General features: G+C 66.4%; 26 protein-coding genes. 10 read left to right on the forward strand and 16 right to left on the reverse strand.

Features of this window, described 5'->3' with window-relative positions; translation table 11 throughout:
- Positions 1-4 precede the first annotated feature (4 nt).
- The 8 genes from N8I74_RS03250 to N8I74_RS03285 all read right to left on the reverse strand — a co-directional run bounded on the left by N8I74_RS03250 (position 5) and on the right by N8I74_RS03285 (position 8,947).
- Entirely contained in the window at positions 5-1,087 is a 1,083-nt protein-coding gene (locus N8I74_RS03250; RefSeq protein ID WP_263125491.1) for an ABC transporter substrate-binding protein, read from the reverse strand.
- An 11-nt stretch (positions 1,088-1,098) separates the two neighbouring features.
- Positions 1,099-2,181, reverse strand: a complete 1,083-nt coding sequence (locus tag N8I74_RS03255; protein WP_263125492.1) for an ABC transporter substrate-binding protein — start codon at positions 2,179-2,181, stop codon at positions 1,099-1,101.
- A gap of 250 nt (positions 2,182-2,431) precedes the next feature.
- Entirely contained in the window at positions 2,432-3,205 is a 774-nt protein-coding gene (locus N8I74_RS03260) for an ABC transporter permease (protein ID WP_263125493.1), read from the reverse strand.
- A gap of 10 nt (positions 3,206-3,215) precedes the next feature.
- Positions 3,216-4,055, reverse strand: a complete 840-nt coding sequence (locus tag N8I74_RS03265) for an ABC transporter permease (RefSeq protein WP_263125494.1) — start codon at positions 4,053-4,055, stop codon at positions 3,216-3,218.
- The gene (locus N8I74_RS03270) at positions 4,048-5,268 is read right to left on the reverse strand and encodes an MFS transporter (RefSeq protein ID WP_263125495.1); all 1,221 of its coding nucleotides are present in this window, start codon (positions 5,266-5,268) and stop codon (positions 4,048-4,050) included. The genes N8I74_RS03265 and N8I74_RS03270 overlap by 8 nt, the downstream gene beginning before the upstream one ends.
- A 13-nt stretch (positions 5,269-5,281) precedes the next feature.
- Entirely contained in the window at positions 5,282-6,349 is a 1,068-nt protein-coding gene (locus tag N8I74_RS03275; protein WP_263125496.1) for an ABC transporter substrate-binding protein, read from the reverse strand.
- A 64-nt stretch (positions 6,350-6,413) separates the two neighbouring features.
- The gene (locus tag N8I74_RS03280) at positions 6,414-7,496 is read right to left on the reverse strand and encodes an ABC transporter substrate-binding protein (protein ID WP_263125497.1); all 1,083 of its coding nucleotides are present in this window, start codon (positions 7,494-7,496) and stop codon (positions 6,414-6,416) included.
- Positions 7,497-7,522: 26 nt separating this feature from the next.
- Positions 7,523-8,947, reverse strand: a complete 1,425-nt coding sequence (locus tag N8I74_RS03285; protein WP_263125498.1) for an OprO/OprP family phosphate-selective porin — start codon at positions 8,945-8,947, stop codon at positions 7,523-7,525.
- 363 nt (positions 8,948-9,310) lie between these two features.
- On the opposite strand from N8I74_RS03285, the gene N8I74_RS03290 reads away from it, so the two are divergent.
- From N8I74_RS03290 to N8I74_RS03305, 4 genes are read left to right on the forward strand one after another with little or no spacing between them, the layout of a single operon-like run.
- Entirely contained in the window at positions 9,311-10,294 is a 984-nt protein-coding gene (locus tag N8I74_RS03290) for a D-2-hydroxyacid dehydrogenase (RefSeq protein WP_263125499.1), read from the forward strand.
- A 37-nt stretch (positions 10,295-10,331) separates the two neighbouring features.
- Complete coding sequence (locus N8I74_RS03295) at positions 10,332-11,258, forward strand: TauD/TfdA dioxygenase family protein (protein ID WP_263125500.1); 927 nt, start codon at positions 10,332-10,334, stop codon at positions 11,256-11,258.
- A gap of 1 nt (position 11,259) precedes the next feature.
- On the forward strand, positions 11,260-11,439 hold the full coding sequence (locus N8I74_RS03300; protein WP_263125501.1) for an OsmC family protein: 180 nt from the start codon (positions 11,260-11,262) through the stop codon (positions 11,437-11,439).
- 27 nt (positions 11,440-11,466) lie between these two features.
- Positions 11,467-12,261 (forward strand): dienelactone hydrolase family protein, encoded by a 795-nt coding sequence (locus tag N8I74_RS03305; protein ID WP_263125502.1) that lies wholly within the window; start codon positions 11,467-11,469, stop codon positions 12,259-12,261.
- A gap of 52 nt (positions 12,262-12,313) precedes the next feature.
- Here N8I74_RS03305 and N8I74_RS03310 read toward each other — a convergent pair whose 3' ends face one another.
- From N8I74_RS03310 to N8I74_RS03325, 4 genes are all read right to left on the reverse strand, one after another.
- The gene (locus N8I74_RS03310) at positions 12,314-12,847 is read right to left on the reverse strand and encodes a GNAT family N-acetyltransferase (RefSeq protein WP_263125503.1); all 534 of its coding nucleotides are present in this window, start codon (positions 12,845-12,847) and stop codon (positions 12,314-12,316) included.
- A gap of 28 nt (positions 12,848-12,875) precedes the next feature.
- Positions 12,876-13,229 carry a hypothetical protein gene (locus N8I74_RS03315; RefSeq protein WP_263125504.1) on the reverse strand — a complete coding sequence of 118 codons (354 nt, stop codon included), beginning with the start codon at positions 13,227-13,229 and terminating at the stop codon, positions 12,876-12,878.
- A 388-nt stretch (positions 13,230-13,617) separates the two neighbouring features.
- Entirely contained in the window at positions 13,618-14,271 is a 654-nt protein-coding gene (locus N8I74_RS03320; RefSeq protein ID WP_263125505.1) for a glutathione S-transferase family protein, read from the reverse strand.
- Between the two features lie 182 nt (positions 14,272-14,453).
- Positions 14,454-14,810, reverse strand: coding sequence for a winged helix-turn-helix transcriptional regulator (locus N8I74_RS03325; protein WP_263125506.1), 357 nt, complete (start codon positions 14,808-14,810; stop codon positions 14,454-14,456).
- 122 nt (positions 14,811-14,932) lie between these two features.
- Here N8I74_RS03325 and N8I74_RS03330 point away from each other — a divergent pair, with 122 nt between their 5' ends.
- A complete protein-coding gene (locus tag N8I74_RS03330) occupies positions 14,933-15,169 on the forward strand; it encodes a thioredoxin family protein (RefSeq protein WP_263125507.1) in 237 nt (78 codons plus the stop codon).
- 62 nt (positions 15,170-15,231) lie between these two features.
- On the opposite strand, the gene N8I74_RS03335 is transcribed toward N8I74_RS03330, so the two are convergent.
- Both N8I74_RS03335 and N8I74_RS03340 read right to left on the reverse strand, forming a co-directional pair.
- Positions 15,232-16,263 carry an NADP-dependent oxidoreductase gene (locus N8I74_RS03335; RefSeq protein ID WP_263125508.1) on the reverse strand — a complete coding sequence of 344 codons (1,032 nt, stop codon included), beginning with the start codon at positions 16,261-16,263 and terminating at the stop codon, positions 15,232-15,234.
- 37 nt (positions 16,264-16,300) lie between these two features.
- Positions 16,301-17,518 (reverse strand): MFS transporter, encoded by a 1,218-nt coding sequence (locus N8I74_RS03340; RefSeq protein WP_263125509.1) that lies wholly within the window; start codon positions 17,516-17,518, stop codon positions 16,301-16,303.
- A 79-nt stretch (positions 17,519-17,597) separates the two neighbouring features.
- On the opposite strand from N8I74_RS03340, the gene N8I74_RS03345 reads away from it, so the two are divergent.
- Positions 17,598-18,611, forward strand: coding sequence for an AraC family transcriptional regulator (locus tag N8I74_RS03345; protein WP_263125510.1), 1,014 nt, complete (start codon positions 17,598-17,600; stop codon positions 18,609-18,611).
- 25 nt (positions 18,612-18,636) lie between these two features.
- Here N8I74_RS03345 and N8I74_RS03350 read toward each other — a convergent pair whose 3' ends face one another.
- On the reverse strand, positions 18,637-19,164 hold the full coding sequence (locus N8I74_RS03350) for a hypothetical protein (RefSeq protein ID WP_263125512.1): 528 nt from the start codon (positions 19,162-19,164) through the stop codon (positions 18,637-18,639).
- Positions 19,165-19,301: 137 nt separating this feature from the next.
- Between N8I74_RS03350 and N8I74_RS03355 the strand changes: the two genes are divergently transcribed.
- The 4 genes from N8I74_RS03355 to N8I74_RS03370 all read left to right on the forward strand — a co-directional run bounded on the left by N8I74_RS03355 (position 19,302) and on the right by N8I74_RS03370 (position 22,205).
- Positions 19,302-19,571, forward strand: coding sequence for a hypothetical protein (locus N8I74_RS03355; RefSeq protein ID WP_263125513.1), 270 nt, complete (start codon positions 19,302-19,304; stop codon positions 19,569-19,571).
- On the forward strand, positions 19,549-20,031 hold the full coding sequence (locus tag N8I74_RS03360; RefSeq protein WP_263125514.1) for a hypothetical protein: 483 nt from the start codon (positions 19,549-19,551) through the stop codon (positions 20,029-20,031). Before N8I74_RS03355 ends, N8I74_RS03360 begins: the two co-directional genes overlap by 23 nt.
- A gap of 375 nt (positions 20,032-20,406) precedes the next feature.
- Positions 20,407-21,105: a hypothetical protein gene (locus tag N8I74_RS03365; protein ID WP_263125515.1), complete on the forward strand. Its 699-nt coding sequence runs from the start codon at positions 20,407-20,409 to the stop codon at positions 21,103-21,105.
- A gap of 293 nt (positions 21,106-21,398) precedes the next feature.
- Positions 21,399-22,205: a DDE-type integrase/transposase/recombinase gene (locus N8I74_RS03370; protein WP_263125516.1), complete on the forward strand. Its 807-nt coding sequence runs from the start codon at positions 21,399-21,401 to the stop codon at positions 22,203-22,205.
- 120 nt (positions 22,206-22,325) lie between these two features.
- Here the strand turns inward: N8I74_RS03370 and N8I74_RS03375 are convergent, their stop codons facing one another.
- Positions 22,326-22,655 carry a DUF2325 domain-containing protein gene (locus N8I74_RS03375; RefSeq protein WP_263125517.1) on the reverse strand — a complete coding sequence of 110 codons (330 nt, stop codon included), beginning with the start codon at positions 22,653-22,655 and terminating at the stop codon, positions 22,326-22,328.
- Positions 22,656-22,685 lie beyond the last annotated feature (30 nt).

Below are 22,685 nucleotides of genomic sequence, written 5' to 3' on the forward strand. Positions count from 1 at the left end.
GAGGTTACAAGCGCGTGCGTTGCGGGGCCGCCGCGCCGGCAAGGCGCCTGCCGTCGGCGTCGATGGGTTGCCAGTAGCCGGCGAGTCCGGTCTGTCTGAGCGCGGCATCAAGGAAGCGGCGGTCGAACCAGGTCGGCACCGCCACGGGCTTGCGGATCAGCCTGAGCTGCAACAGCCCGTCGGCCACCTCGCGGTAGCGCGCCACCGCGAAGTCGTCGAGCAGCGGGCTGAACTGGCTTTGCAGCGATTCGCCCGAGTAATCCTCGCGGATCACCGCTTCGGGCACGCCCATCCGTGCCCACAGCGCGTAGGCTTCATTGGCGTTTTTGTCATCGGCCACCCAGCGCGCGGCTTTCACCAGGCCGCGGACCACGCGGGTGGTCGCGTCCGGGTAGCGGCGGGCGAAGTGGTCGGTGACCAGCAGCGCGTTCTGCCGGGTGTAGCGCGGCGCATGGCCGCGCGTGGTGTAGACGATGCGCACCTTGCCCTGGTCGCGCAGCTTCAGCACCCGCTGGTCCGAGAAGCCGGCGTCGAGGTCGTTACTGCTCAGCGCCGCGTCGATGCCGGCAAGATCGAGGTTCACGATCTTCAGATCGCGCTCGGCAAGGCCATGGTCGGCTAGGATCCGATTGGCCGGCAGCTGCAGGTTGGTGCCGACGAAAAGGCCCACCTTGCGCCCCTTGAGGTCGGCCACCGTCTTCACGGGCGAGCCCGTGGGCACGGCAAGGTAGAGGTTGGTGCGCACGCCGGCCATCGCGATGATGCGGGTCTTGAGCCCGACCGAGTGCCCCACGGTGGACGGGAAGTCGCCCTGCAGCGCGAAATCGAGCTGCTTGTTGGTCAGCGCCTCGTTCACCGCCGGGCCGGCGCCCTTGAAGAAATGCCACTCGACCTTGATGCCGTCCTGCCTGAATTCGTCGTCGATCCAGCCACGGGTGTAGGCGATGCCGGCGCTGCCGGCGGTAAACGCAGTGCCGACGGTGGGCGAGGCCACGCCGATGCGGATCACCGCGGGCTGCGCGGCAAGCGCGAGTCCGGCCATGGCGGCCGCGGCGGTGACGAGGGCAATGCGGATGCGTTGCAGCATGGCGGGCTCCTTCAGCGGGCGGCAGTCTGGGTGGTCAATGGCTTGCCCTGGGCGTTCAGCGGCTGCCAGTAGCCGGTGAGCTTCAGGTCCTTGAGCGCGGTGTCGACGAAGCGGCGGTCGATCCAGCGCTCGACATCGATGTTGCCGCGCGCCAGCCTGAAGGCCCTGGCGCCGGCGACGGCATCCTGGTAGCGGCCGACCAGGAAAGGGTCGAACAGCGGTGACAGGCGCTCCTTCAGCGGCTGCCTGGCGTAGTCGGTCTCGAACGCCGAGACCGGGTAGCCCATCAGCGCCCAGGTCTTGAACACCTCGGCCCGGTTTTCCTCCTGCGAGGCCCAATGCGCCGCGCGCACCACGCCGCGCACCACGCGCTGTACCGCGTCCGGATGGCGGCGGGCGAAATCGTCGGTGGCCAGCAGGGCGCTCTGGCGGGTGTAGACCGGCGACCGGCCCTGGGTGCTGTAGGCAATGCGGGCGATGCCCTTGTCGACCAGCTTGAGCGATTCCACGCCGACGAAGGCCGCGTCGATGTCGCGGGTGGTGAGCGCGGCTTGCGCTGCGGCATTGTCGAAGTTGATCAGCCGCACATCGCGCTCCTTGAGGCCATGCGCGGCCAGGATGCGGTTGATCGGCAGGTGCGCATTGGTGCCACGGAACAGCGATACCCGCCTGCCCTTGAGGTCGGCCACGCCGCGGATGCTGGAGTCGGGCGGCACCAGCAGATAGACGTTGGAGCGGATCGAGATCGGCAGCACCAGCCGGGTGTTGAGTCCGGCGGCCTTGGCCATCAGCGAGGGCAGGTCACCCTGGAACACGATGTCCAGTTGCCTGTTGGTCAGCGCCTCGTTCACCGCCGGGCCGGCGCCCTTGAAGAAGAACCACTCGATGCGGGTACCGGTGCCCTTGAACTCGGCATCGATCAGCCCCTGATGGCGGGCGAGGCCGATCGAGCCGGTGGTATAGCGCGGCGGGTTGCCCACCGACGGCGAGGCGACGCCGATGCGCACCACGGGCGGCAAGCCGTTGGCGTGCGCGATCAGCGTGGTGGCGGCGAACAGCGCCGCAGCGGTCAAACGTTGGAATAGATAGCTCATGTTTTTTCCTCCAGGCGCGAAGCCGACGGCACAGATGCGAGTCGAGCAGGGCGAGGCGACCTCACGGCGGTGACGACTGGCGTTCTTGGCGGCGTAGGCTGCTTAGAACCCAGGGGCGCAGGGCGGGCGGGGGGAGTAGGGGTGAAACGGAGTGAGTGCCACCGGACGGCACTACGCTGCAGTTTCGCGCCCGGCTGGGCCGGGGGCTTGATGTGGGTGGAGGACGGCCGAAGTGCGTACATGGCGGCACTCACCGGTCGCCACGCCAGCGCAGCGCGCGGGCTTCGAGGCGGGTGGCAAGCTGGTTGAGCAGGGCGCCGACTGTGCCGATCAGCACCATGCCGAAGACGACGAGCTCGACATTGAAGGCCGCGCGGCCGCGGATCACTGTGTCGCCCAGGCCCACCTCGCCGTAGGCCGGCAACAGGAACTCGGCGCCGATGGTGGCGAGCCAGGCATAGACCAGGCCCAGGTTGAGGCCGGCGATGATCTGCGGCGAGGCGGCCGGCAGGATCAGCCGGGTGAAGCGCTGTGCGCCGGTGAACGCATAGACCTGCGCCACTTCCAGCTGGGCGCGGGTGATGCTGCGTACCCCGTCAAAGGTGGCGAGCGTCACCGGGTAGAACACCGAGACAGCGACGAACACAATGCGCGAGGTGTCGTTGTAGCCCAGCCAGATCGACAGCAGCGGAATCCACGCGAACAGCGAGATCTGCCGCACCGCGTGGAAGGTCGGCCCGAGCAGGCGCTCGGCCCAGCGCGATACGCCGAGCAGGCTGCCCAGCAGGATGCCGGCGGCTGCGCCTGTCACAAAGCCCGCGCCGTCGCGCCACAGGCTGGCGGCCAGCGCCTTGAGGAAGGTGCCGCCGGCCACGTAGTCCCACGCCACCGCGAGCACTTTTTCCGGCGGCACGATCAGCCGGGTATCGACCCAGCCGGCCTGGGTGACCAGTGCCCAGACGGTGAGAAAGACGGCGGGCAGCACCAGGCCGCGCCAGTCGCGGGAAGCGGGATTCAGACGCATGGCGGCCTCCTCAGAACGCGCTGCGGCGCCAGCCGAGCACGCGGGATTCGATGAAACGCAACGACAGTTCCAGCGCGAGGCCGACTGCGCCGATGGCAATCATGGCGACGACGACGAGGTCCAGCTGCAGCAACTGCCGGCCCCACACCATCAGGTAGCCGATGCCTTCGCTGGAGGCGAGCAGCTCGACGAACACCAGCGTCAGCCACGCCTGCATCACCCCCTGGCGCAATCCGGTGAACAGGCCGGGCGCGGCGGCGGGCAGCACCACCCGGGCCAGCGTCTGCGGCAGCGAGAAGCCGTACACCCGGCCGACCTCGACCCAGGCACGTGGAATGTTGGTGATGCCCTGGTAGGTGTTGACCGTCACCGGTACCACCACCGCGATGGCGATGGCCGCCACCTTCAGCGCCTCGTCGATGCCAAGGAAGATGATCAAGAGCGGGATCCAGCCCACCACCGGGAACTGCGCCACCACCGAGAAGCTGGGGTAGACATAGGCGCGCGCGCTGCGCGACAGGCCCAGCGCCGCGCCCAGCACGAGGCCCGCGCTGCCGCCGATAGCGAAGCTCCACGCCACGCGCGCAAGGCTGATGGTCAGGTGCTCGACGAGCTCGCCGCTGTCCCACAGTTCGACCAGCGACTGCCACACCAGCGCGGGCGGCGGCAGGATCTGCTCGGCCAGCCATTGCCGGTCCACTGCGTATTGCCACAGCGCGAACAGCGTCAGCGGCAGCACGGCGCCGAGCGCCGCGAAACCGGCGTGACGCGCCAGCCGGGCGAGCCAGGGCGCGCCGGCGGGGGAGGCGGGCAGCGGCAGGCTGCCCAGGGTGGTGCTCAGACTACTCATCGTGGACTCCTTGCAAATCGGGCAGCGAGACCGCCGGCGCCGGGGCGCGGCGGGCCTGCCGCCACATGCGACAGCCGAACAGCAGAAACACCGGTGAGAGCAGCACGAACGCCGATTGCAGCCCGAACACCTGGCCGGACCACCCGCCCAGCACACAGCCGGCAAGTCCGCCGGCCGGGCCGGCGAAGGCGTTGATGCCGGCGACGCGGCCGCGTCCCAGCCGGGCGCTGGCGCGGGCGAAGCGCGAGATGTTCACCGTCTGCAGCATGCCCAGGCCCAGCCCCAGCACGGCGGCCCCCAGCCACAGCCATACGGCGGTGTGGCCCAGGCCCAGCATCGCCAGCGCCGCGGCGATCAGCGCAAAGCTCGCCTGGTAGAAGCGGTACTCGCCGGTGCGCTGCAGCAGCGCGCCGAGCGTGAACAGCGCGAACACGAACAGCGAGCCTTGCAGCGTGACCAGGCTGGCGGCCGCGCCGGCCGAGAATCCGAACTGGCGCAGCGCGATCACCACGATGAAGAACCCGTAGTACTGGTTGGCGGCCTGGCTTGCGAATTCGATCAGGCTGATGCCGGCCAGCTCGCGGTCCCGCCGCAGCAGCGTGAACTGGTCCAGCACCGCCGCGACGCTGAGCACCGCCCCGGCCGCCGGGGTGTAGTGCCGCATCACCTGCGGCGCCAGCGCCGCAGTGGCGAAGAACAGCAGCCCCACCAGCGTGTAGGTGCCGACATAGTCCACCGCGCCGATCAAGCTTGCGGCCAGCGCCGGCCCCAGCAGGAAGAAGCCGATCATGTGGGTGCCGCGGAACCAGCCGGCCTTGGCCACGCCCACCTTGTCCAATTGCTGCATGAACACCGCGTTGAGCGAGACGAAGCGGCACGGCATGCAAAAGCTCACCAGCACCGCGGTCAGCGCCAGCAGCAACGGCACCGGCAGCCACGGCGTCACCAGGTACAGCAGCCCTGCCGACACCGAGCCGAAGGCGAACAGCCTGAGCGGCCCCAACTGGTCGACCAGCACGCCGATGGGCATGCCCATCACCAGGATGCCGATGCTCTGCGCCCCGGCGATCAGCGACAGCTCGAAGTCGCTGGCCGCCAGATGCAGCGCGTACAGCGAGGTGGCCACCTTGGCCACGCCCACCGACAGGCCGGCCAGCGACGAGAGCAGCACAAAGGCAAGCAGGAAGCGATGGCGTTCGAGAAAGGCGTGCACCGGAGCGGGTTCCTTATTTCCTGACGTTGCCGTTGGCGTCGTGCTCATCCCAATAGCGTTCAAGCTTGAGCTCCTTGAGCGCCTGGTTCAGGTACCTGGGCTCCAGCCAGCCTTCCAGGCTCACATCGCGGCGGATCAGCCTGAAGCGGCGTGCCTCGTCGATGGCTTTCTTCAGCGAGGCCACGTGGTACTCGTCCAGCAGCGGCGAATTGCGCTCCTTGAGCGTGTAGCCGTCCCAGGTCTTGAGGAAGTCGCCGTAGGGCGTGCTGCCACTGGCGGCCCAGTACTTGAACACCTGGTTGCGATGCTTTTCCTCGGAGGCGTAGTGCGCCGCGCGCACCAGCGCGGTGACCACCTTCTGCGTGGTGGCCGGGTAGCGCTTCTCGAAGTCCTCGGTCACCCAGAAGGTGCCTACGCTGGTGATCTTCGGATCGCGCTTGATCTCGAACAGCACCCGGGCGATGCCGCGAGCCTGCAGGTCGAACGGCGTGGTGATGTAGCCGTCGATGTCGCGCGTGGCGAGCGCCGCCTTGGCGGTCTCCGAATTCATGCTGACGATGCGGAAATCCTTCTCGGTGAAGCCGTACTTCTCCAGCACCCGGTTGAGCGTGAGCTGGCCGGCGGTGCCCTTGAACACGCCGATGCGCTTGCCCTTGAGGTCGGCCAGACTCTTGGCCTGCGAATCGGCCGGCACCACGAAGTAGGTGTTGCCGAAGCGGCCGAGGCTCGCGACGACCTTGTGCTTCAGGCCCGTGGAGCGGCCCACGATCAACGGCAGGTCGCCGTGGTAGGCGAAATCGACCAGGCCGCTGGCGAGCGCCTCGTTGGTGGCCGGGCCGGCGCCCGGGAAGAAATTCCAGACCACCTTGATGTTGTCGGCCTTGAGCGCCTGTTCGATGCTGCCCAGCTGATGCGCGACGGCGAGCACGGTGCCGCTGCCGATCGGGCGCCCGCCGGTGCCGGCACCGGAGAAGGCGATGCGGACCGTCGTCGGCTTGTCCTCGGCCGCGGCCGGTACCGTTAGCGCGGCAAGGGTGGCGCCCAGAAGGCACAGTCTGGTCAGGGCTTGCTTGAAATTCATGGCGTGTGTTGCGTCCTGTGGATGGGTGGGGAACCTGGGCTGCCCGCGGGCAGGCCGGGGCGGATCATTGCGGGGCGGGCCTGCCGGGCAACGGGTTGCCGTTGGCGTCGTATTCGTCCCAGTAGTGTTCGAGCTTCAGTGTCTTGAGCGCCGTTTTGAGGTACCTGGGCTCGATCCAGCCCGCCAGGCTCACGTCGCGGCGGATCAGCTTGAAGCGGCGGGCTTCGTTGATCGATTTCTGGATGCTGGCGCGGTAGTAGTCGTCCAGCAGCGGGTTGACCCGCTCGCGTAGCGCATCGCCGGCCCAGCTCTTGAGGTAGTCGTCGTAGGCGGTGCCCGACTGGCTCCACAGCCGGAACACCTCCTTGCGGTTGCGCTCGTCCGAGTTCCAGTGCGCCACCCGCACCAGCGTGGTGACCACGCGCTGGGTGATCTGCGGGTATTGCCGCTCGAACGCCTCGGACACCCAGAACGTGCTGGGCGCGCTGACCTTGGGGTCGTCCTTGATCTCGAACAGCACGCGGGCGACGCCACGCGCCTGCAGGTCGAACGGCGTGGTGATCACGCCATCGATATCCTTGGTGGCGAGCGCGGCGCGGGCGGTGTCGCTGTTCATGCTGATCACCTTGAAGTCCTGCTCGGTGAAGCCGTGCTTCTCCAGCACCCGGTTGAGGGTGAGCTGGCCGGCGGTGCCCTTGAACACCGCGATGCGCTTGCCCTTGAGATCGGCCAGCGTTCGGGCCGGCGAGTCGGCCGGCACCACGAAGTACACGTTGCCGAAGCGGCCGTAGCTCAAAATGATCTTGTGCTTCAGGCCGGTGGAGCGGCCCACGATCAGCGGCAGGTCGCCGTGGCCGGAGAAGTCGACCAGGCCACTGGCGAACGACTCGTTCACCCCCGGGCCGGCGCCGGGAAAGAACGTCCATTGCACCTTGATGCCGTCGGCCTTGAATTCCTGCTCCAGCGCGCCCTTCAGGTGCGCCGTGGCGTAGAAGCTGCCCCCGGTGATCGGGCGCCCGCCGGTGCCGGCGTTGGGCACGGCGAACCGGATCACCGCCGGCTTGTCCTCGGCGTACGACGGCGCGTGGGCGGCGAACAGCAGGGCGGCGGCGCCCAGCAAGGCGGCAAGGGGTCGGATCGGGCGCATGGCGGTCTCGCGGTAGCGGTCGAGGTTCAGAAACCGAACTGGAACTGGGCCAGGTACTGGTTCTCGCTGTCCTTGCCGGCCTCGTCGTAGGCGGTATGGCTGACGTTGAACTGGAACTTGGTGGTCTCGGCGAAGAACACGTTGAAGCCGGCGGTGGAGACGGTGCTGCGGTCATCCGCCTGGTCCAGGTTCGGGTCCCACTGGTCCCAGCGGGCGAACAGCTGGTACGACCTGGGCCACCAGTCGTCGTACTTGGCCTGGCCGCGGAAGCTCTTCACCCACTGCTCGCCGAAGGTGTAGAACAGCGTCAGGTACTGGCCACGGCTCTTTACGGCAGGGCCGGTCAGCTGCTCGTCCGTCCCCTGCGCCAGCTCATAGGTGAAGCCGTACGGGTCGTGGTTGTAGTAGATGTCGAAGCCGAAGCGGTCGCTCTTGCCCTGCCGTGCCACGCTGGTGGTCGTGCCCTGGGTCTGGGTGAGGTTCCTGCTGCCCTTGTAGTAGGAGGCGCCGAACTTCAGCTCGCGCAGCCAGCTGTTGTAATCCACCGGCAGCGTGACGGCGGCGCGGGCGAGCCAATCCTTGTCGCTGTTGTCGTCCGACTTGTTGGGGCCGTTGCCGTTGACCACACCGACCGCGTACTCCAGCAGCGGCGCGCGGTAGTTGAAGCCGTAGTCCACATAGGGGTCGTAGTCGCCGCGTACGATCAGCCCGATCTGGCGGGTGCCGACACCCAGGTTGTTCAGGAACTGCGCCGAATTGATCACCGGACGCAATTCCTCGCCCACCTGTGCCTCCAGGCCGAACGGGATCTGCTGCTGCCCCAGCGTCAGGGTGAGCTTGGGCTCTTCAAGGCCGGTCACTGTCGGGAACGGGCTGTAGCGCAGGTAGGCGTCGGTGACGTTGAACTGGCTGTTGTTGTTGGCCGGCGTGTTCTTGGCGTAGGCGAACGCCAGCCGGTAGTCGAGGTTGCGGCCCTCGGCATAGTCGCGATACAGGCTGCCGCTGAAATTGAGCGTGGCCTGCGAGACATCGAAGCTGGAGTGGCGATCGTCCGCCACTGCGCTGCTGCCGCTCCTGGTGCCCGTGTCCTGGTAGGTGGCGCGTGCCTGCACCGTGCCGCCGATGGTCAGTGCGCGGGTCGACAGCGCGGTCTTGGTCTCGCGGTTGCGCTGCTGCTCGTACTTGTAGTTCTCCAGATCCGAGCGCAGTCCGTCGATGTCTTCCTTGGTGGCAGGCTCGGCGCCGGTCTGCGCGGCGAGGATATCCCCGCCCTGGGGCGGAACGACCGCGGTCTCGGCGCGGCGCGTGGCATCGAGCTGTTGCTGCAACGCCGTCACCGCGCGCTGCAGCGCCTCGATCTGCTGCTGCAGTTCGTCGGTGGTCGGGGCGGCCTGCGCAAGGCCCACCCAGGCTGCCAGCCCGGCGCCCAGCCAGTGCTTGCTGAAAGTCATCGTGATCTCCCTGTTCTTTTGGCGGGCCGCGCTAGCGGTCTGCGGCCCGATCGGCATAAGACGGTTGCCCGGGCCGATATAAGCAGTTTGTGTGCCATGTCGGATTTGTTAGAAATTATGGGAATAAGGCGCCGGCAGCTGTTGGGCAGGCAGCAAGCCGGGCAACGTCCTGCTGCATAAACACCAGCGATGGCGCGGCGGCGGTTGGGCTGCTGGGTTTGCAGCACGCCGCCCCATGCGCTGCTGCAATCACCGCAGCCGGCACGGGCGGTGTGTCACCGCGACATGCATCGGCGCTGGTGGCACGCCGATGGCATGCTTTCTGCTCATGCCCGCCGCATCGACGCTGCCGGAGTGGCATGCATGGCTGGGGCACAGGAGGAGACCGGCGGACCGCTGCGCAAGCTGGCAGTGGGGCCGCAGATCGGCGAGGACGCGCTGGCGCGGATCGGCGCCATTGCGCCGGCGCTGCCGGTGGTACGCGTGACGGACGACTGGTCAGTGCTGGCCGATGTCGATGCGCTGTGGCCCGGGATCGACACCCCATCCGGCGACACGCTGCTGCGGCTGGCGCCGCGGTTGCGCTGGCTGCAGGCGTTCGGTGCCGGGGTCGAGCGCTGGCTGACCCCGGCCTTCGTGCAGCGCGATATCGTGCTGACCAACGCCAGCGGCATCCACGGTGTGCAGATCGCCGAGCACACGCTGTCGCTGCTGCTGGCGTTCGCACGTGGCCTGCCCGCGCTGGTGCGGGGCCAGCACGCGCCGCTGCACCACCCGCGGCTGGGCCAGTTCGAGCTGGCCGGCCAGACACTGGCCATCATCGGCTTCGGCCGCATCGGCGAGGCACTGGCGGCACGCGCCGCCGCGCTCGGGCTCACCGTCATCGGCGTGCGCCGCCGGCATCAGGGCGCGCTGCCTGCCGGCGTCACCCGGCTGGCGGGGCTGGCGGCGTTGCCGCAGGTGCTGGCCGTTGCCGATCACGTGGTGTCGGTGCTGCCGCTGACCCCGCAGACGCGCGGCTTCTTCGATGCCGGGCGTTTCGCCCGCTTCAAGCCGGGCAGCCATTTCTACAACGTCGGGCGCGGTGCCTCGGTCGATCACGCCGCGCTCGCCCGGGCACTGGCGGACGGCCGCATCGCCGGCGCCGGGCTGGATGTGACCGATCCCGAACCATTGCCGCCCGACCATCCGCTGCGCCGCCTGCCCAACGTGCTCCTCACCGCGCATACCGCCGGCGCCAGCCCGCATTACCAGAGCCGCGCGCTCGCGATTGCGCTGGACAACCTGTCCCGCTTCCAGGCCGGACAGCCACTCGTCAACGTCGTCGACAAGCGTGCCGGCTATTGAACCCCCGACCATCGCGTTGCCTTTCCAGGAGATTTGCATGAGCCATCCCCTCACCACTCCGCTGTCGCTGGCGCTGCAGCAGGCCGGCCGCCAGGGCCACCTGCCGCAGACGCTGGCCGATGTGACCATCACCCCGCTGTATGCCGCGCTTGGCGCCGAAGTGACCGGGCTGGATGCCAACCGGCCGCTGTCACCCGCGCTGGTGCGCGCGCTGAAGAAGGCGTTGGACGAGCACCACATCCTGATCTTCAAGCGCCAGCAGCTCTCCGATGCGGCCTTGCTTGCCTTCGCCACCTATTTCGGCGCGGTGTTCCGCCCGCCCGAGGACGTGCCGGTGCTGGCCTCCGCCGCGCGCGACGGCATTCCGCCGGACGTGGTGCCGGTGGCCAATGTGGCAGGCGGCTACACCGGCAACGGCGAGCTGCACCCGCATATCGACCACCAGTGGACGCCGCTGCCCTCGGCCGGCTCGCTGCTTTACGCGCTGGAAGTGCCGGCCGAGGGGGGCGACACCAGCTGGTACAACCTGAACGCCGCCTACGAGGCACTCGATGCTGACACCAAGGCCCGGATCGACGGCCTGCAACTGATCACCTACAACCCCTTCCTGCGCGGACCCGGGCAGCAGCGCCCGCTGTACCGCACCCCCGACATCGAACCGCTGGGCCCAGGGTTCGCGCATCCGCTGGTGCGCACCCACCCCAGCTCGGGCAAGCCGGTACTGTTTTTGTCCGCGCGCGCCGAGGTGGAGCTGGTCGGCGTTGCGCCCGAAGCAGGCGCCGCACTGATCGCGCAGCTGCGCGAACACGTGACGCAGCCGCGTTTCCGCTACCAGCACAAGTGGCAGGTCGGCGACATCGTCCATTGGGACAACCAAGCCACGCTGCACGCGCGCACCGCCTTTGCCCAGAACGAGCGCCGCGTGCTCAAGCGCGTGAGCCTGGCCGGCAGTCGGCCGTTCTGAGATGGCGACGTGCCCCTCCCAGCGCATCGCCGCGGTCACCCTTGCGCTCACGCTGGAAGGCGAGCTGACCGATGCCGGGCGCGAACGGCTGCTGCAGGCCGCCCGCCACTGCAAGCGCCACCGATCGCTCAGCCAGCCGCCCGACATCACCCTGCAATCGGCGTCGGCGTTGCCGCGCTGACCCCGCCCCCACACCAGGAGCCTTGCCATGACCCAGACCACCACCCTGCTTGCCCAGGCCGTCGGTGCCGCCGCGCCGACGCAGATCCACACCGATGCCACCGGCCTCGCGGCAGGCGAGGTCCGCGTCGACGCGCCCGCTGGTGCCTATACCGCCTATCATGCCGCACCGCTTGGTGCCGGTCCGCACCCGGTGGTGCTGCTGGTGCACGAAATCTTCGGCGTGCACGAACACATCCGCGACGTGGCGCGACGGCTGGCCAAGCTGGGCTACCTTGCCATCGCACCCGAGCTGTTCGAGCGCCAGGGCAAGGTGCAGCAGCTGCCCAGCATCGACGACATCCGCGCCGTGGTGGCACGCGTGCCGGACGAACAGGTGCTGGCCGACCTGGACGCCGCGCTCGCCTGGGCCACGCAGCACGGCGGCGATGTCGATCGCGTCGCCGTCACCGGCTTTTGCTGGGGCGGCCGCATCACCTGGCTCTACGCCGCGCACCAGCCCCGGCTCAAGGCCGCGGTGGCCTGGTACGGCCGCCTCGCCGGCGACACCACCCCCAACCAGCCGCGCTTCCCCATCGACATTGCCGGTCGGCTGCTTGCGCCGGTGCTGGGTCTGTACGGCGGCGCCGACGCGGGCATCCCGCTCGATACGGTGGCAGAGGTGCAGCACGCCCTTGCCAAGGCCGGCAGCGCCTCGACCATCCACGTCTACCCCGACGCCCCGCACGCCTTCCATGCCGACTACCGCCCAAGCTACCGTGCCGAGCCGGCCGCGGATGGATGGGCGCGGCTGCAGCGCTGGTTCAAGCAGCACGGGGTTTGAGCAGGGGAGGTGGCGCTGGCTTTGGCGCTGCACGCCCGCGCCCACACGGTGATCAGGGCAGGGCCAGCGCCACCAATGCTGCGGCCGACGGCCAGCGGAACACAAAGGTGGGCACCACCGAGCCATCGGGCGCATGCCACACGGAAGCCTGTTCGCTCTGTGCGCCGAGGCTCAAGTAGAAGCGCTGTGCCCGGCTGTTGGCCTGGTTGACCAGCAAATAGAGCCCCAGGCCGGGACTAGCCTGCTCGCAAAGCCAGGCTGCGCTATACAGCAGGCGCCGCCCCAGCCCATGGCCCTGGCGCGTAGCTGCTACGTGCAAGTTATCCAGATAGTGGCCCCAGGCCGGATGCTCGGCCACGTAGCAGCAGGCGAACCCGGCCACGGGGCCGTCATCTTCTGCCACCAGCACCCGCTGATTGGCCTTCGGGTTGGCAAAACGCTGCTGCCACAGCGTTTGTCGCTCCGCCGGCGCAACGTCGCGCAGATAGTCCGCAGACAACACGCTGCCGTAAGTGCTCGCCCAACTGGCTGCATGCAGCGTGGCGATCTGTTTGGCGTGGGCGGAGGTGGCGGTGGTGATGTTCATAAGCTGGTGGTGGCCTTGGTGCGTCAGCCTACAGGCTGGCATCGCTTGGCCATGCAAGGGCATTGCGCAGAGCAACAACTATATCGCTGGAATATTGAATTGGGTGTGGTTTGAAGTGGTGCAGGATTGGGGCCTGGGGTTCCGGCAACCCAGGCGCATCAAACGCATCTGTCACCTCGCCAGATGTGTAATCGACATGGGTATGGTGCGTACCATCGCGCGAAGCAGCACGGAGCTCAATCGTATCGATGGTCAACCCCTGGTTGCTTATCCGCAGCGTGTGTGTAACAAAAGTGCCGGACCCAGCGCCGGAGGCGTCAAGGTAGTCCAGCTTGATGATGATCCGCTGATCTTTCGCTGCCAGCCCGGTGATGTCGACCACGCAGCAGGGATCACCTTCGGCCGTCTTGCTGGGAATGACCAACCCCGAACCTGTCGCTTCGAATTTTTGCCGGTGGCGGCCTCAACCACTGTTTTCCTAGGCCGCGGATTGGCCAGCGTGCCGCTGTTACCGATGGGCTCATTAGCGTTCAGTTCACTCGTTTGGTTTTCTAGCAATTTCGCCCTTAGGGGCGAGGAAGCGTCGGTGGAGACCGCTTTGGATTTCCGTCCACGAGTTGGCTGACGTGGTGGCAGAGAGGATGGCCAGCAGCATGGTGCTGGCGTAACAGATCGCTTTGAGGAAATACCTTGACGTCTTGAAAGTGGTTGGGGTGAGGCAATCAATGAACAAAACTGGATGGCGACCTTGGAACCTTGCCGGTCAACCGTCAGCCGCCCAATGGCTTGGGCGCATTGATCGCCAGTTGCGCGGCGAAAGCACGTTGGTAGGCGGGCCTTGCTTCACCTCGGGCGACATAGGCGGCCAGGTTGGCAAACTCGTCCAGCAGGCCGGACGATCTCAGCCTGAGCAGCACCGACACCATCAGCAGGTCTGCCGCACTGAAGGTGCCGTCGAGCCACTCGGCATCGCCCAGCCGCGCGGCAAGCTGGCACAGCCGATCGCGCACACGGTCCCGCACCAGCGGCAGGCGCTCCTGGCTCCAGGGCCTATCCCTCTCCAGCACCGTGGCGTTGGCGAGTTCAAGGATCGGCGGCTCCACGGTGTTGAGCGCGGCAAACATCCACATGACGGCCCGCGCGCGGGCATCCCCGGCCACCGGCAACAGACCCGCATGCTGCTCGGCAATGTGGAACACGATCGCACCGGTCTCGAACAGCACGAGATCGCCTTCCTCATACGTGGGAATCTGGCCAAAAGGATGAAGCGCCAGATGCGCGGGCTCCTTCATCGCATGGAAGGACACAAGGCGAACCTGGTAGGGCACGCCCGCTTCCTCCAGCGCCCAGCGGACCCGCGTATCGCGGGCCAGGCCTTTGCCGCCATCCGGCGAGCATTCGAAGGCAGTGATGGTGATGGTCATTGTGCGGGTTCCGTTGTCAGCTAGCTTTATAGGCAATGGGCAGCCGGAGTCGCGCAGCGGCGGAGGGAAACCAAAGCATGGTCTTGCGCTATCCCGTCGACTGAAAGCGAAATCGCGCAACGGCTGGCGCTGCAGCAGGCGCAGCCGCCGGCTTGGTTTGGCGCTCGCGGTGAATGGCTCGCCTAGCCCGCGTCGTGTGATTGCGATTGCGGTTGCTGGGCGCCGATACGCCCATCCAACTGCCGAATCTGCCCCAGGATGTCCACCAGCTGCCGGCCATACTCGGTCAGCGCGTATTCGGTGCGTGGCGGCAGTTCGGCGTAGGTGGTCTTGCTGATCAGGCCATACTGGCCGAGCTTGCGTAGCCGCTCGGACAGCACCTTGGTGGAGATGCCCGGGATCGCGCGTTCCAGCGCGCCGGGGCGGATGGTGCCGTCGGCCACGGCGAGCAGCACCGACACCGACCATTTGCAGCCGATCACGTCTTCCAGCTGGTTGTAGACCGACGGCGTCGGCCGCGAAATTTTTTTGCCGTTCATGTTCCGCAACTTACCCCGAAAAGTGCCCCGGGCACCGGAAAGTGCCCGCTGTCCGCGCTGCAAGCCCGCTTCTACAGTGCGTCTGTGCCACTGCCCGGCACCAACGAACAAGGAGCATTGCAATGAAGACCACGGCGATTTTCTACCATGCCGGCTGCCCCGTCTGCGTCACCGCCGAACAGGGCCTGGCCCACGCGCTCGATCCGCAGCGGTACACATTGGAGGTGGTGCACCTGGGCGAGGACAAGGCCCGCGTGGCCGAGGCCGAGCGGGCCGGGGTGCGTTCGGTACCAGCGCTGGTGCTGGATGGCGCCGCGTTCCATATCAACTTCGGTGCGGAACTGGCGGTGTTGAAGTAGGGCGCCGCGCCCGGGCCGGGCGGCTGCCGCCCCTGGCCCGGGGCCGCTGCGTGTCGCGGGCGTCAGTCGCCGGCCACGCGCACCACCAGCTTGCCGAAGTTACGGCCCTGCAGCAGGCCGATGAAGGCTTCGGGCGCGGCTTCCAGCCCGTGCACCATGTCTTCGCGCAGCGTCAGGTCCCCAGCCTGCACCCAGGTGGTCATGTCGCGCCGGAATGCCTCGAAGCGCTCGGCGTAGTGGTCAAAGACGACGAAGCCCTGCAGGCGCACGCGCTTGGGCAGCAGCGTGGCCAGCAGCCGTGGCAGGCGGTCCGGGCCGGCGGTGGTGCGCTCGTTGTAGTGGGCAATGAAGCCGCACAGCGGGATGCGCGCGCCGCTGTTCAGCAGCGGCAGCACCGCGTCGAGCACCTCGCCGCCCACGCTCTCGAAGTAGACGTCGATGCCATCCGGGCAGGCCGCTGCCAGGTCTTCGGCCCAGTGCGGATTGTGCCGGTCCAGGCAGGCATCGAAGCCCAGCGTCTCCACCGCGTAGCGGCACTTGTCCGGACCGCTGGCGATGCCGACGGCACGTGCGCCTTTGAGCCTGGCCAGCTGCCCGACCACCGCGCCGACCGCGCCGGTGGCCGCGCCCACCACCACCGTCTCGCCGGGGCGGGGCTGGCCGATATCGAGCAGGCCCACATAGGCGGTGAAGCCGGGCATGCCCAGTCCGCCCAGCGCCAGCGAGGGCTGCGCCATCTCGCCCAGTGGTGTCAGGTCGCTGCCGTCCGAGAGGGCGTAGTCCTGCCAGCCCGCATTGCCCAGCACCAGTGCGCCTTCCTGAAAGCGCGAGTGGCGCGAGGCGACGACCCGGTTGACCGTGCCGCCGACCACGGGGGCACCCAGCGGTATCGGCGGCGCATAGCCGGGACCGATCTCATCCATCAGGTTGCGCATATAGGGGTCGAGCGACAGGTAGAGCGTGCGCAGCAGCACCTGTCCTTCGGCCGGCGTCGGCACCGGCTGGGTATCGAGCCGGAAGTCGGCCGGTCTGGGCAGGCCCTGTGGATGGGCGGCCAGCAGGATGCGCCGGTTGACAGCGGGGGTGATGGACATCGGGTTCTCCTTTGGGGATGTGGGGGAGCGGTGGTGTTCAGGCCACGGCCGGGCGGGGCCCGTGGCGCCAGGCGAGCAGCGTGCCGAGCGTGAGTGTGACCACGGCAAACGCCGGGCCGCCCAGGGCGCCGATATGGTCGACCAGCAGGCCGCCGCCGATGGCGCCGCTGGCAATGGCGATCTGGAACGCCGCCACCAGCAGGCCGCCGGCGCCTTCGGCCTGATCGGGCGCCGCGCGGGTGATCCAGGTCTGGAAGCCGACCGGGAAGGCGCCGAAGGCAAAGCCCCACAGCACCACCGCCACGGCGGTGACCACGGATGAGCCGCCGGCCAGCAGCAGGCTGGCGGCCAGCACGGCGATCAGCGTGCCGCCGGCCACGATGGCCTGCCGTTCGCTGCGCTCGGCGATCCAGCCACCGGCGAAGTTGCCGAAGAAGCCCCCGATACCATAGCCCAACAGAATCGCCGAGATGGCGGTGACCGAGAGGTGGGTGACGTTCTCCATCAGCGGGCGGATATAGGTGAAGCCGGCGAAGTGGCCCGAGATCACCAGCAGCACCGCCAGCAAGGCCATGCGCACATGCGGGCGCGTCAGCAGCGCGCCCAGTGCGCGCAGATCCGGGTTGTCGCGTGGCGGCAGCGCCGGCAATGTGAAGCATTGGGCCAGCAGCGTGACCACACTGACCACACCGGCAGCCACGAAGGCGCTGCGCCAGCCCCACAGCTCACCCATCCACGCGCCCACCGGGGCGGCGCACACGGTGGCGACCGACACGCCGGTCAGGATCACCGACATGGCCCGCGCGAAGCGCTCGGCCGGCACCAGCCGCATTGCCAGTGCTGCCGCCATCGACCAGAAGCCGCCCAGTGCGATGCCCAGCATCACCCGCGCCACCAGCAGTACCGGCAGGCTGGCGGCGAACACGGCCAGGATGTTGGACAGCAGCAGCAGCACGGTAAGCGCCAGCATCACCCGCCTGCGATCGAAGCGGCGTGTCAGGAGCGGAATCGAGGGGGCGGCGATGGCGCCGACCAGCGCCGTGGCGGTGACGGCCTGGCCGGCTGCGCCGTCGGTGATATTGAGATCGGCAGCCATTGCGGTGAGCAGGCTGGCCGGCAGGAATTCGGCCGTGACCAAACCGAATACCCCCAGCGCCAGCGAAGCCACGGCGGGCCAGTGCGCCGCCGCGACAGGACCGGCGGCGTGGGGCGGGGCGGGGGGCGCAACGGCGGCGGGGCTGGAGGCAGAAGGCATGGCGCGGCAGTCCTGGAGAGTGGAGACAGCCCGCAGCTTAGGGGTATTATTTCGGCGTTTGAATGCCGGAAAAGCCAGAATGCTTGATCTTTTGTCCAAACCTCCGCTGAAGCAGGCCGGCAACACCACCGAGGCGGGCGACATGCTCACCGAAATCCTGCTGGGCCTGCGCCTGGATGGCGTCGAGTATGGCCGCTGCATGGTGCCGGTGCCGTGGGCGATCTCGTTCCCACCACAGCGCGATGCGCGTTTCCACTTCGTTGCGCGTGGTGGCTGCTGGCTGCAGGCGCCGGGCGTGGACTGGGTACGCCTGAACCCGGGTGACGCAGTGCTGCTGCCGCGTGGCAGTGCGCACGTACTGGCCAGCTCGCCGGCGCTGCCGCCGGTGCGGATCGAGACACTGACGCGGGTGGCGGTGGCGGACAACCTCTATCTGGTGCGCGGCAACGGCATCGGCACCCCGGCAGCCGAGGGCGATGCCGGCCTTGAACCGGCGCTGGATGTGATGTTCTGCGGCAGCATGCGCTTCAACCTGGACCCGTTGCACCCGCTGGTGTCGATGATGCCGGATGTGATGCGCGCCGGAAAGCTGGCGCAGCGCGATCCCACCGTGCCGGCGCTGCTGGAGGCGATGGAGCGCGAAGTGGCACTCGACCGGATCGGCGCCTGCGGGGTGCTGGCCCGATTGGCGGACGTGCTGGCGGCCAGCATCATCCGCGCCTGGGTGGAGTGCGGCTGCAGCGATGCCACCGGCTGGATCGCCGCGGTGCGTTGCCCGCGCATCGGCAAGGTGATCGCTGCCATCCACGCCGATCCCGGGCGCGACTGGACGGTGCCGATGCTGGCCGGGCTGATGGGCGCCTCGCGCTCCAGCTTCGCTGAGGCGTTCACCCGCATCATGGGCGAGAGCCCGGCCAGGTATGTGGCCAAGGTGAAGATGTTCCAGGCCCGTCAGTGGATCTCGCGCGACGGCATGCGCATCGCTGTCGCCGCCAGCCGGCTGGGCTACGACTCGGAAGCCTCGTTCAGCCGCGCCTTCAAGCGCATCATCGGCCACCCGCCCAGCCTGGCACGGGTGGCGCCGGCGCAATAGCCGCCGCTTCAACCCTGCGGCAGGCTCAAACCGCCGGCTGCGGCACCGCCGCCGGGGCGAGCGCCCGGTTGGCGCGCCGGATGAAGCGCCAATGCCCGAGCCAGAGGACGATGGCGAGCAGGCCGGCCACACTGCCGAGCAGGTTGGGCAGCAGCGACACGATCTGGGCCGCGCACCAGCCGATGCCGGACGCCATGCCGAACGAGCGGAACCCGGCCAGCGCCGGATTGTGCTGCGCCTCGTTGCGCAGCGCCTTGGCCACGTTGGCGATGATGAAGAAATCCTCGATGAAGTTGTACGGCAGCAGGAATATCAGCCAGACGCTGTCGGGCGAAGCCGGGCGGGCTGCCGGCGCAACCCGCAGCAATGTCTGCCGCAGGTCGCAGGCGTAGCGGTAGACCAGCCACAGGAAGGCCGCAATGGCAACGACGCTGCCGGCAGGGCCGAGCAGCCGGATTTCCCCGAGCAGGCCGCCCGCGCCCGGGTTCAGAAACGGGTAGGCGAGCGCGACGGCGACAGGAATGCTCAGCAGGATCTTGAACAGGGTCAGCATGGGCATGCATGGGGGATAAGGTACTGCACGAAGGCAAGCCAGCCGGGCAGGAGTTCCGCGCTGTCGGATGCTGCCGTGATAGTACGAAAGCATGGACCTGGGTGGCATCTGTATGCTGCTGCGCAGGAGGGAAAAACATGCACCATGCATATGATGAGCTGATGTGCCATGTCTTTGGGATGAACAGGAATAATGCTGGGGCTGCTTTGAAGGAAAAGGAGCCCTGTTTGCTGGCTTCTGAATCAGTTGCCGAGACTAACCCTCCGGCCAACCAGCTTGACCAAAATGGCCTTCAGGCTTTCTTCATTGCGGCAAAATCATGTCAGCGAGGCATTTTCAACATCAGGACGCAAGAGAATTTCCATGTCAACACCAACGAATCGGATGAAGCTGCGGCAATTGTTTGAACGCTTGGGCGCGAAAGACCCGGATGCCTGGGCCGCGTCGCAGGTGGATGAGGGGAGCAATCAGCTTCACCGCTTCCTCTTTTTGCGGGAGGCCTGGGCGAAGGTCATTCTGGATGACAATAACGATTGGATCACGCAGCAAATCGAGGCGGTCAAGGCCGACCCCGAGGCGCCGTTCGCCGGGACTGGTCTTGCACTTGAACGGCTGCTGGCTGTTGGTGCCCAAAACCGCGACCTGACTGACCTGGTCCGGGGAATGCAGGCGCGACTTTTGTTCGATCTGTGCTACCTCCTGGATGATCCTTCATTCGATGAAGCTGAGCTGGCAGAGGTGGGCTGGTGTCTCGTTGAAACCGATTCGCAGTTTCGTCCAACAGGGAATACCATCGGCGGGTTGTATGAATCGGTCCTCGACACGGACCCCACTGGTCGAGAGATGCGGCCGCGCCATGCGGCTTAGGCCCTTCGCCCAGGGCATGTCCTGCAAGTGAGTCACCGCGAACGTCAAGTATGGGACTACACATGCTTCATGGCACTATCAGGAGCATTCAAAGCGTGAGCGAAACTTCTGCGCGTCCGCTTGGTGATGAAACCTTGGCACGATATACAACGACGGCATAAATTCGGTCCGAATACCAATATGGATGACGTTGCAGCTGCAATGACAAGCCTTCTGCACATGGATCAAAATTCAAGGCCCTGACAAGTGTTTCCGGCTGCGCCGGTATGCGGTTCGCACCAGTGCTGCTTAGGTGATTGTTCGAATTGTTTGCTTTACGCTTATGGACTGGCGGCCGATAGCGTCCAGCCACCTAACTCAGACTTTGGAGCGTTCATGTCGCCACGTCTTTCAGCCGCCATACGGCTACTACTGAGCCCCGGTTTCATCTTGGCCGGATTTATCGTATATGGCAGAAGCTTGGAATTCCTTTTTGAATTAATTCCCATACCACAAGGTAGCTCACTGGTTTTTGGTGCGCTCATCGTGCAAGGGTTTTTAGCTGCTGCGATAACTTCTATTCTGTTCAGCCATCTTTTGGCAATCATCTATCGGAAGTCGGCCGTGGTGGTGGCATTGGCAATGGCTCTCCCTGTACTTGTTTTGCGTTTTCCGGAATTACCGGTTTTCAATAGCAATGCCGTTACGATTATCATTTCTTCGTATGAGATTTTTGCATATGCAGTGCTATTGATTGCGGGTACTTGGCTGTCTCAACGACACTTGGCACACTCCAATGCTGCGGTCAGGCGGGATGCACTGCCTGCCTCGCCATTGGATGCAAATTCCATCGTTGTTCGGCATGGCAGGGGGAAGGTTTTGAAAAAAATAATCAAGGGTTTTGTGATTCTGGCAGTAATTTATTTTGTAGGATTGATTTTTATTAATAAAAATGTAAACCAATACTACGAAGAATGTGTAAATGAGTATAACGGTCGAGTGGAAAAAACGAAGGACGTTCAACTTATTGCCGCAGAGCTTAATTCTTGCGTTGAGAAGAAAAAGACTTTCATTGACCGTCTAATGATCAATTAGCGTGAAAGCACTACGGGTGAGATCTCGATGGAGGTGGAGACAGGGTACGGAATAGGCAAGACAGGAGGGAAAGCGGTGACCTTGCTATTGTTGCGCTACGGTGCTCCTGCCACCCATTCGGAGCATGCACGTGTCACGGGAGTAGCTTCGGTTGCTTTGTATTTAGCGGTGTTGTTGGGCGTACTGGCTAGGTGTCTTGTCTCGGGCCATGATTTATCTCTACGCAGTTGGCGGTTCTACCTCGCACGTTCGGTTTTGAGTACGCTTCGCACCTCGATCTCCGGGTCCCGAGCATGAACCTCCGTCTGCATGGTCGCGCCCGAACCACCCCAGCTGTCCGCGCCGACATCCAGGCTGCGCCGGCCACCATCACCGATGCCGGGCTGGCTCGCCGTTATGGCGTCAGCAAGCCCACCATGGCCAAGTGGCGCCGGCGCACCACCGTGCATGCCCGTCATGGCGTCAGTCGTCTGCAGGAACTCGCACCACAGCCGCCTACCGACAAGGGCAAGCCGTCCAAGGCCTACGAACCCGGCTTCGTGCATGTGGATGTGAAATACCTGCCGCAAATGCCGGATGAAACGGCACGGCGCGACCTGTTCGTCGCCATCGACCGTGCCACGCGCTGGGTGTTCGTACAGATGCGGCCGCACAAGACCGCGGCGGCAGCACAAGCGTTTCTGGCCGCCTTGAACAAGGCCGCGCCATTCCGGATTCGTCCGGTGGTGAGCGACAACGGCAGCGCGTTCACGGATCGGCGGTTCAACAAGCAAAAGCAGGCCAGCGCCGAGCATGAATTTGACCGCCTGTGCGCTGCGTTGGGCATCGAGCACCGCCTGACCCAGCCGCGCCATCCGCAAACGAACGGGATGGTGGAACGCTTCAATGGGCGGATCAGCGAGGTGCTGGCCACGCACCGCTTCAACGCTGCCGAGGATCTGGCGCAGACGCGGACCCGCTACGTCGGACTGTACAACCAGCACCTGCCTCAGTTGGCCCTGCAGCACCGCATACCGCTTCAAGCGATGAAGGACTGGCAGAAGCAGAGGCCCGAGCTATTCAAAAAACGTGTAATCAATCGAGCGGGACTGGACATCTAGGTTTGGTATTGCAAGGCACGGTTGGGCTGAATCTGGCAGTAGTCCTGCCGCCAACTGCCATGTTTGCGCTACAGGCCGGCGTAGGCGGCCGCAACACCACCAGCACCGCCCCACAACCCTTCAACGGGCAGCGGCGTGCGGGCGGCGTAGCGGGGGCGGGCGGCGCGCGGCGCCGATGCGCTCCAGCGTCTGCGTCAGCGCGCAGACCGAGCGGCGGCAGGCGATGAAGCGCACGTTCTGTTTTTCCGCCGCGTCCCGGTAGTTGCGCATCACGTTATGGCCGAGGAAATCGGTGAACAGGATGACGATGTCCATGCCTTTGATGCCGGTGGGGGTGCGCTGATGCGACGGGTTGCGGCCGGTGACGTGATGGCCGATCCGGATGCCGTATTCGGCCAGCAACTGCGGGATATTGCCGAGGGTATCGGCGCCGACGAGATAGGCTTGCATCGCATGCTCCTGCCGGCGATCGGCCGGGGT

It is taken from the genome of Chitiniphilus purpureus, assembly GCF_025642115.1.
Lineage (GTDB): Bacteria > Pseudomonadota > Gammaproteobacteria > Burkholderiales > Chitinibacteraceae > Chitiniphilus > Chitiniphilus purpureus.

What these genes read in the sequence shown, in the direction of transcription:
- N8I74_RS03250 (WP_263125491.1), bottom strand. Translation starts at nt 1,087, where the DNA reads ATGCTGCAACGCATCCGCATTGCCCTCGTCACCGCCGCGGCCGCCATG.
- N8I74_RS03255 (WP_263125492.1), bottom strand. Translation starts at nt 2,181, where the DNA reads ATGAGCTATCTATTCCAACGTTTGACCGCTGCGGCGCTGTTCGCCGCC.
- N8I74_RS03260 (WP_263125493.1), bottom strand. Translation starts at nt 3,205, where the DNA reads ATGCGTCTGAATCCCGCTTCCCGCGACTGGCGCGGCCTGGTGCTGCCC.
- N8I74_RS03265 (WP_263125494.1), bottom strand. Translation starts at nt 4,055, where the DNA reads ATGAGTAGTCTGAGCACCACCCTGGGCAGCCTGCCGCTGCCCGCCTCC.
- N8I74_RS03275 (WP_263125496.1), bottom strand. Translation starts at nt 6,349, where the DNA reads ATGAATTTCAAGCAAGCCCTGACCAGACTGTGCCTTCTGGGCGCCACC.
- N8I74_RS03280 (WP_263125497.1), bottom strand. Translation starts at nt 7,496, where the DNA reads ATGCGCCCGATCCGACCCCTTGCCGCCTTGCTGGGCGCCGCCGCCCTG.
- N8I74_RS03285 (WP_263125498.1), bottom strand. Translation starts at nt 8,947, where the DNA reads ATGACTTTCAGCAAGCACTGGCTGGGCGCCGGGCTGGCAGCCTGGGTG.
- N8I74_RS03290 (WP_263125499.1), top strand. Translation starts at nt 9,311, where the DNA reads ATGGCTGGGGCACAGGAGGAGACCGGCGGACCGCTGCGCAAGCTGGCA.
- N8I74_RS03295 (WP_263125500.1), top strand. Translation starts at nt 10,332, where the DNA reads ATGAGCCATCCCCTCACCACTCCGCTGTCGCTGGCGCTGCAGCAGGCC.
- N8I74_RS03300 (WP_263125501.1), top strand. Translation starts at nt 11,260, where the DNA reads ATGGCGACGTGCCCCTCCCAGCGCATCGCCGCGGTCACCCTTGCGCTC.
- N8I74_RS03305 (WP_263125502.1), top strand. Translation starts at nt 11,467, where the DNA reads ATGACCCAGACCACCACCCTGCTTGCCCAGGCCGTCGGTGCCGCCGCG.
- N8I74_RS03310 (WP_263125503.1), bottom strand. Translation starts at nt 12,847, where the DNA reads ATGAACATCACCACCGCCACCTCCGCCCACGCCAAACAGATCGCCACG.
- N8I74_RS03320 (WP_263125505.1), bottom strand. Translation starts at nt 14,271, where the DNA reads ATGACCATCACCATCACTGCCTTCGAATGCTCGCCGGATGGCGGCAAA.
- N8I74_RS03325 (WP_263125506.1), bottom strand. Translation starts at nt 14,810, where the DNA reads ATGAACGGCAAAAAAATTTCGCGGCCGACGCCGTCGGTCTACAACCAG.
- N8I74_RS03330 (WP_263125507.1), top strand. Translation starts at nt 14,933, where the DNA reads ATGAAGACCACGGCGATTTTCTACCATGCCGGCTGCCCCGTCTGCGTC.
- N8I74_RS03335 (WP_263125508.1), bottom strand. Translation starts at nt 16,263, where the DNA reads ATGTCCATCACCCCCGCTGTCAACCGGCGCATCCTGCTGGCCGCCCAT.
- N8I74_RS03340 (WP_263125509.1), bottom strand. Translation starts at nt 17,518, where the DNA reads ATGCCTTCTGCCTCCAGCCCCGCCGCCGTTGCGCCCCCCGCCCCGCCC.
- N8I74_RS03345 (WP_263125510.1), top strand. Translation starts at nt 17,598, where the DNA reads ATGCTTGATCTTTTGTCCAAACCTCCGCTGAAGCAGGCCGGCAACACC.
- N8I74_RS03350 (WP_263125512.1), bottom strand. Translation starts at nt 19,164, where the DNA reads ATGCTGACCCTGTTCAAGATCCTGCTGAGCATTCCTGTCGCCGTCGCG.
- N8I74_RS03355 (WP_263125513.1), top strand. Translation starts at nt 19,302, where the DNA reads ATGCACCATGCATATGATGAGCTGATGTGCCATGTCTTTGGGATGAAC.
- N8I74_RS03360 (WP_263125514.1), top strand. Translation starts at nt 19,549, where the DNA reads ATGAAGCTGCGGCAATTGTTTGAACGCTTGGGCGCGAAAGACCCGGAT.
- N8I74_RS03365 (WP_263125515.1), top strand. Translation starts at nt 20,407, where the DNA reads ATGTCGCCACGTCTTTCAGCCGCCATACGGCTACTACTGAGCCCCGGT.
- N8I74_RS03370 (WP_263125516.1), top strand. Translation starts at nt 21,399, where the DNA reads ATGAACCTCCGTCTGCATGGTCGCGCCCGAACCACCCCAGCTGTCCGC.
- N8I74_RS03375 (WP_263125517.1), bottom strand. Translation starts at nt 22,655, where the DNA reads ATGCAAGCCTATCTCGTCGGCGCCGATACCCTCGGCAATATCCCGCAG.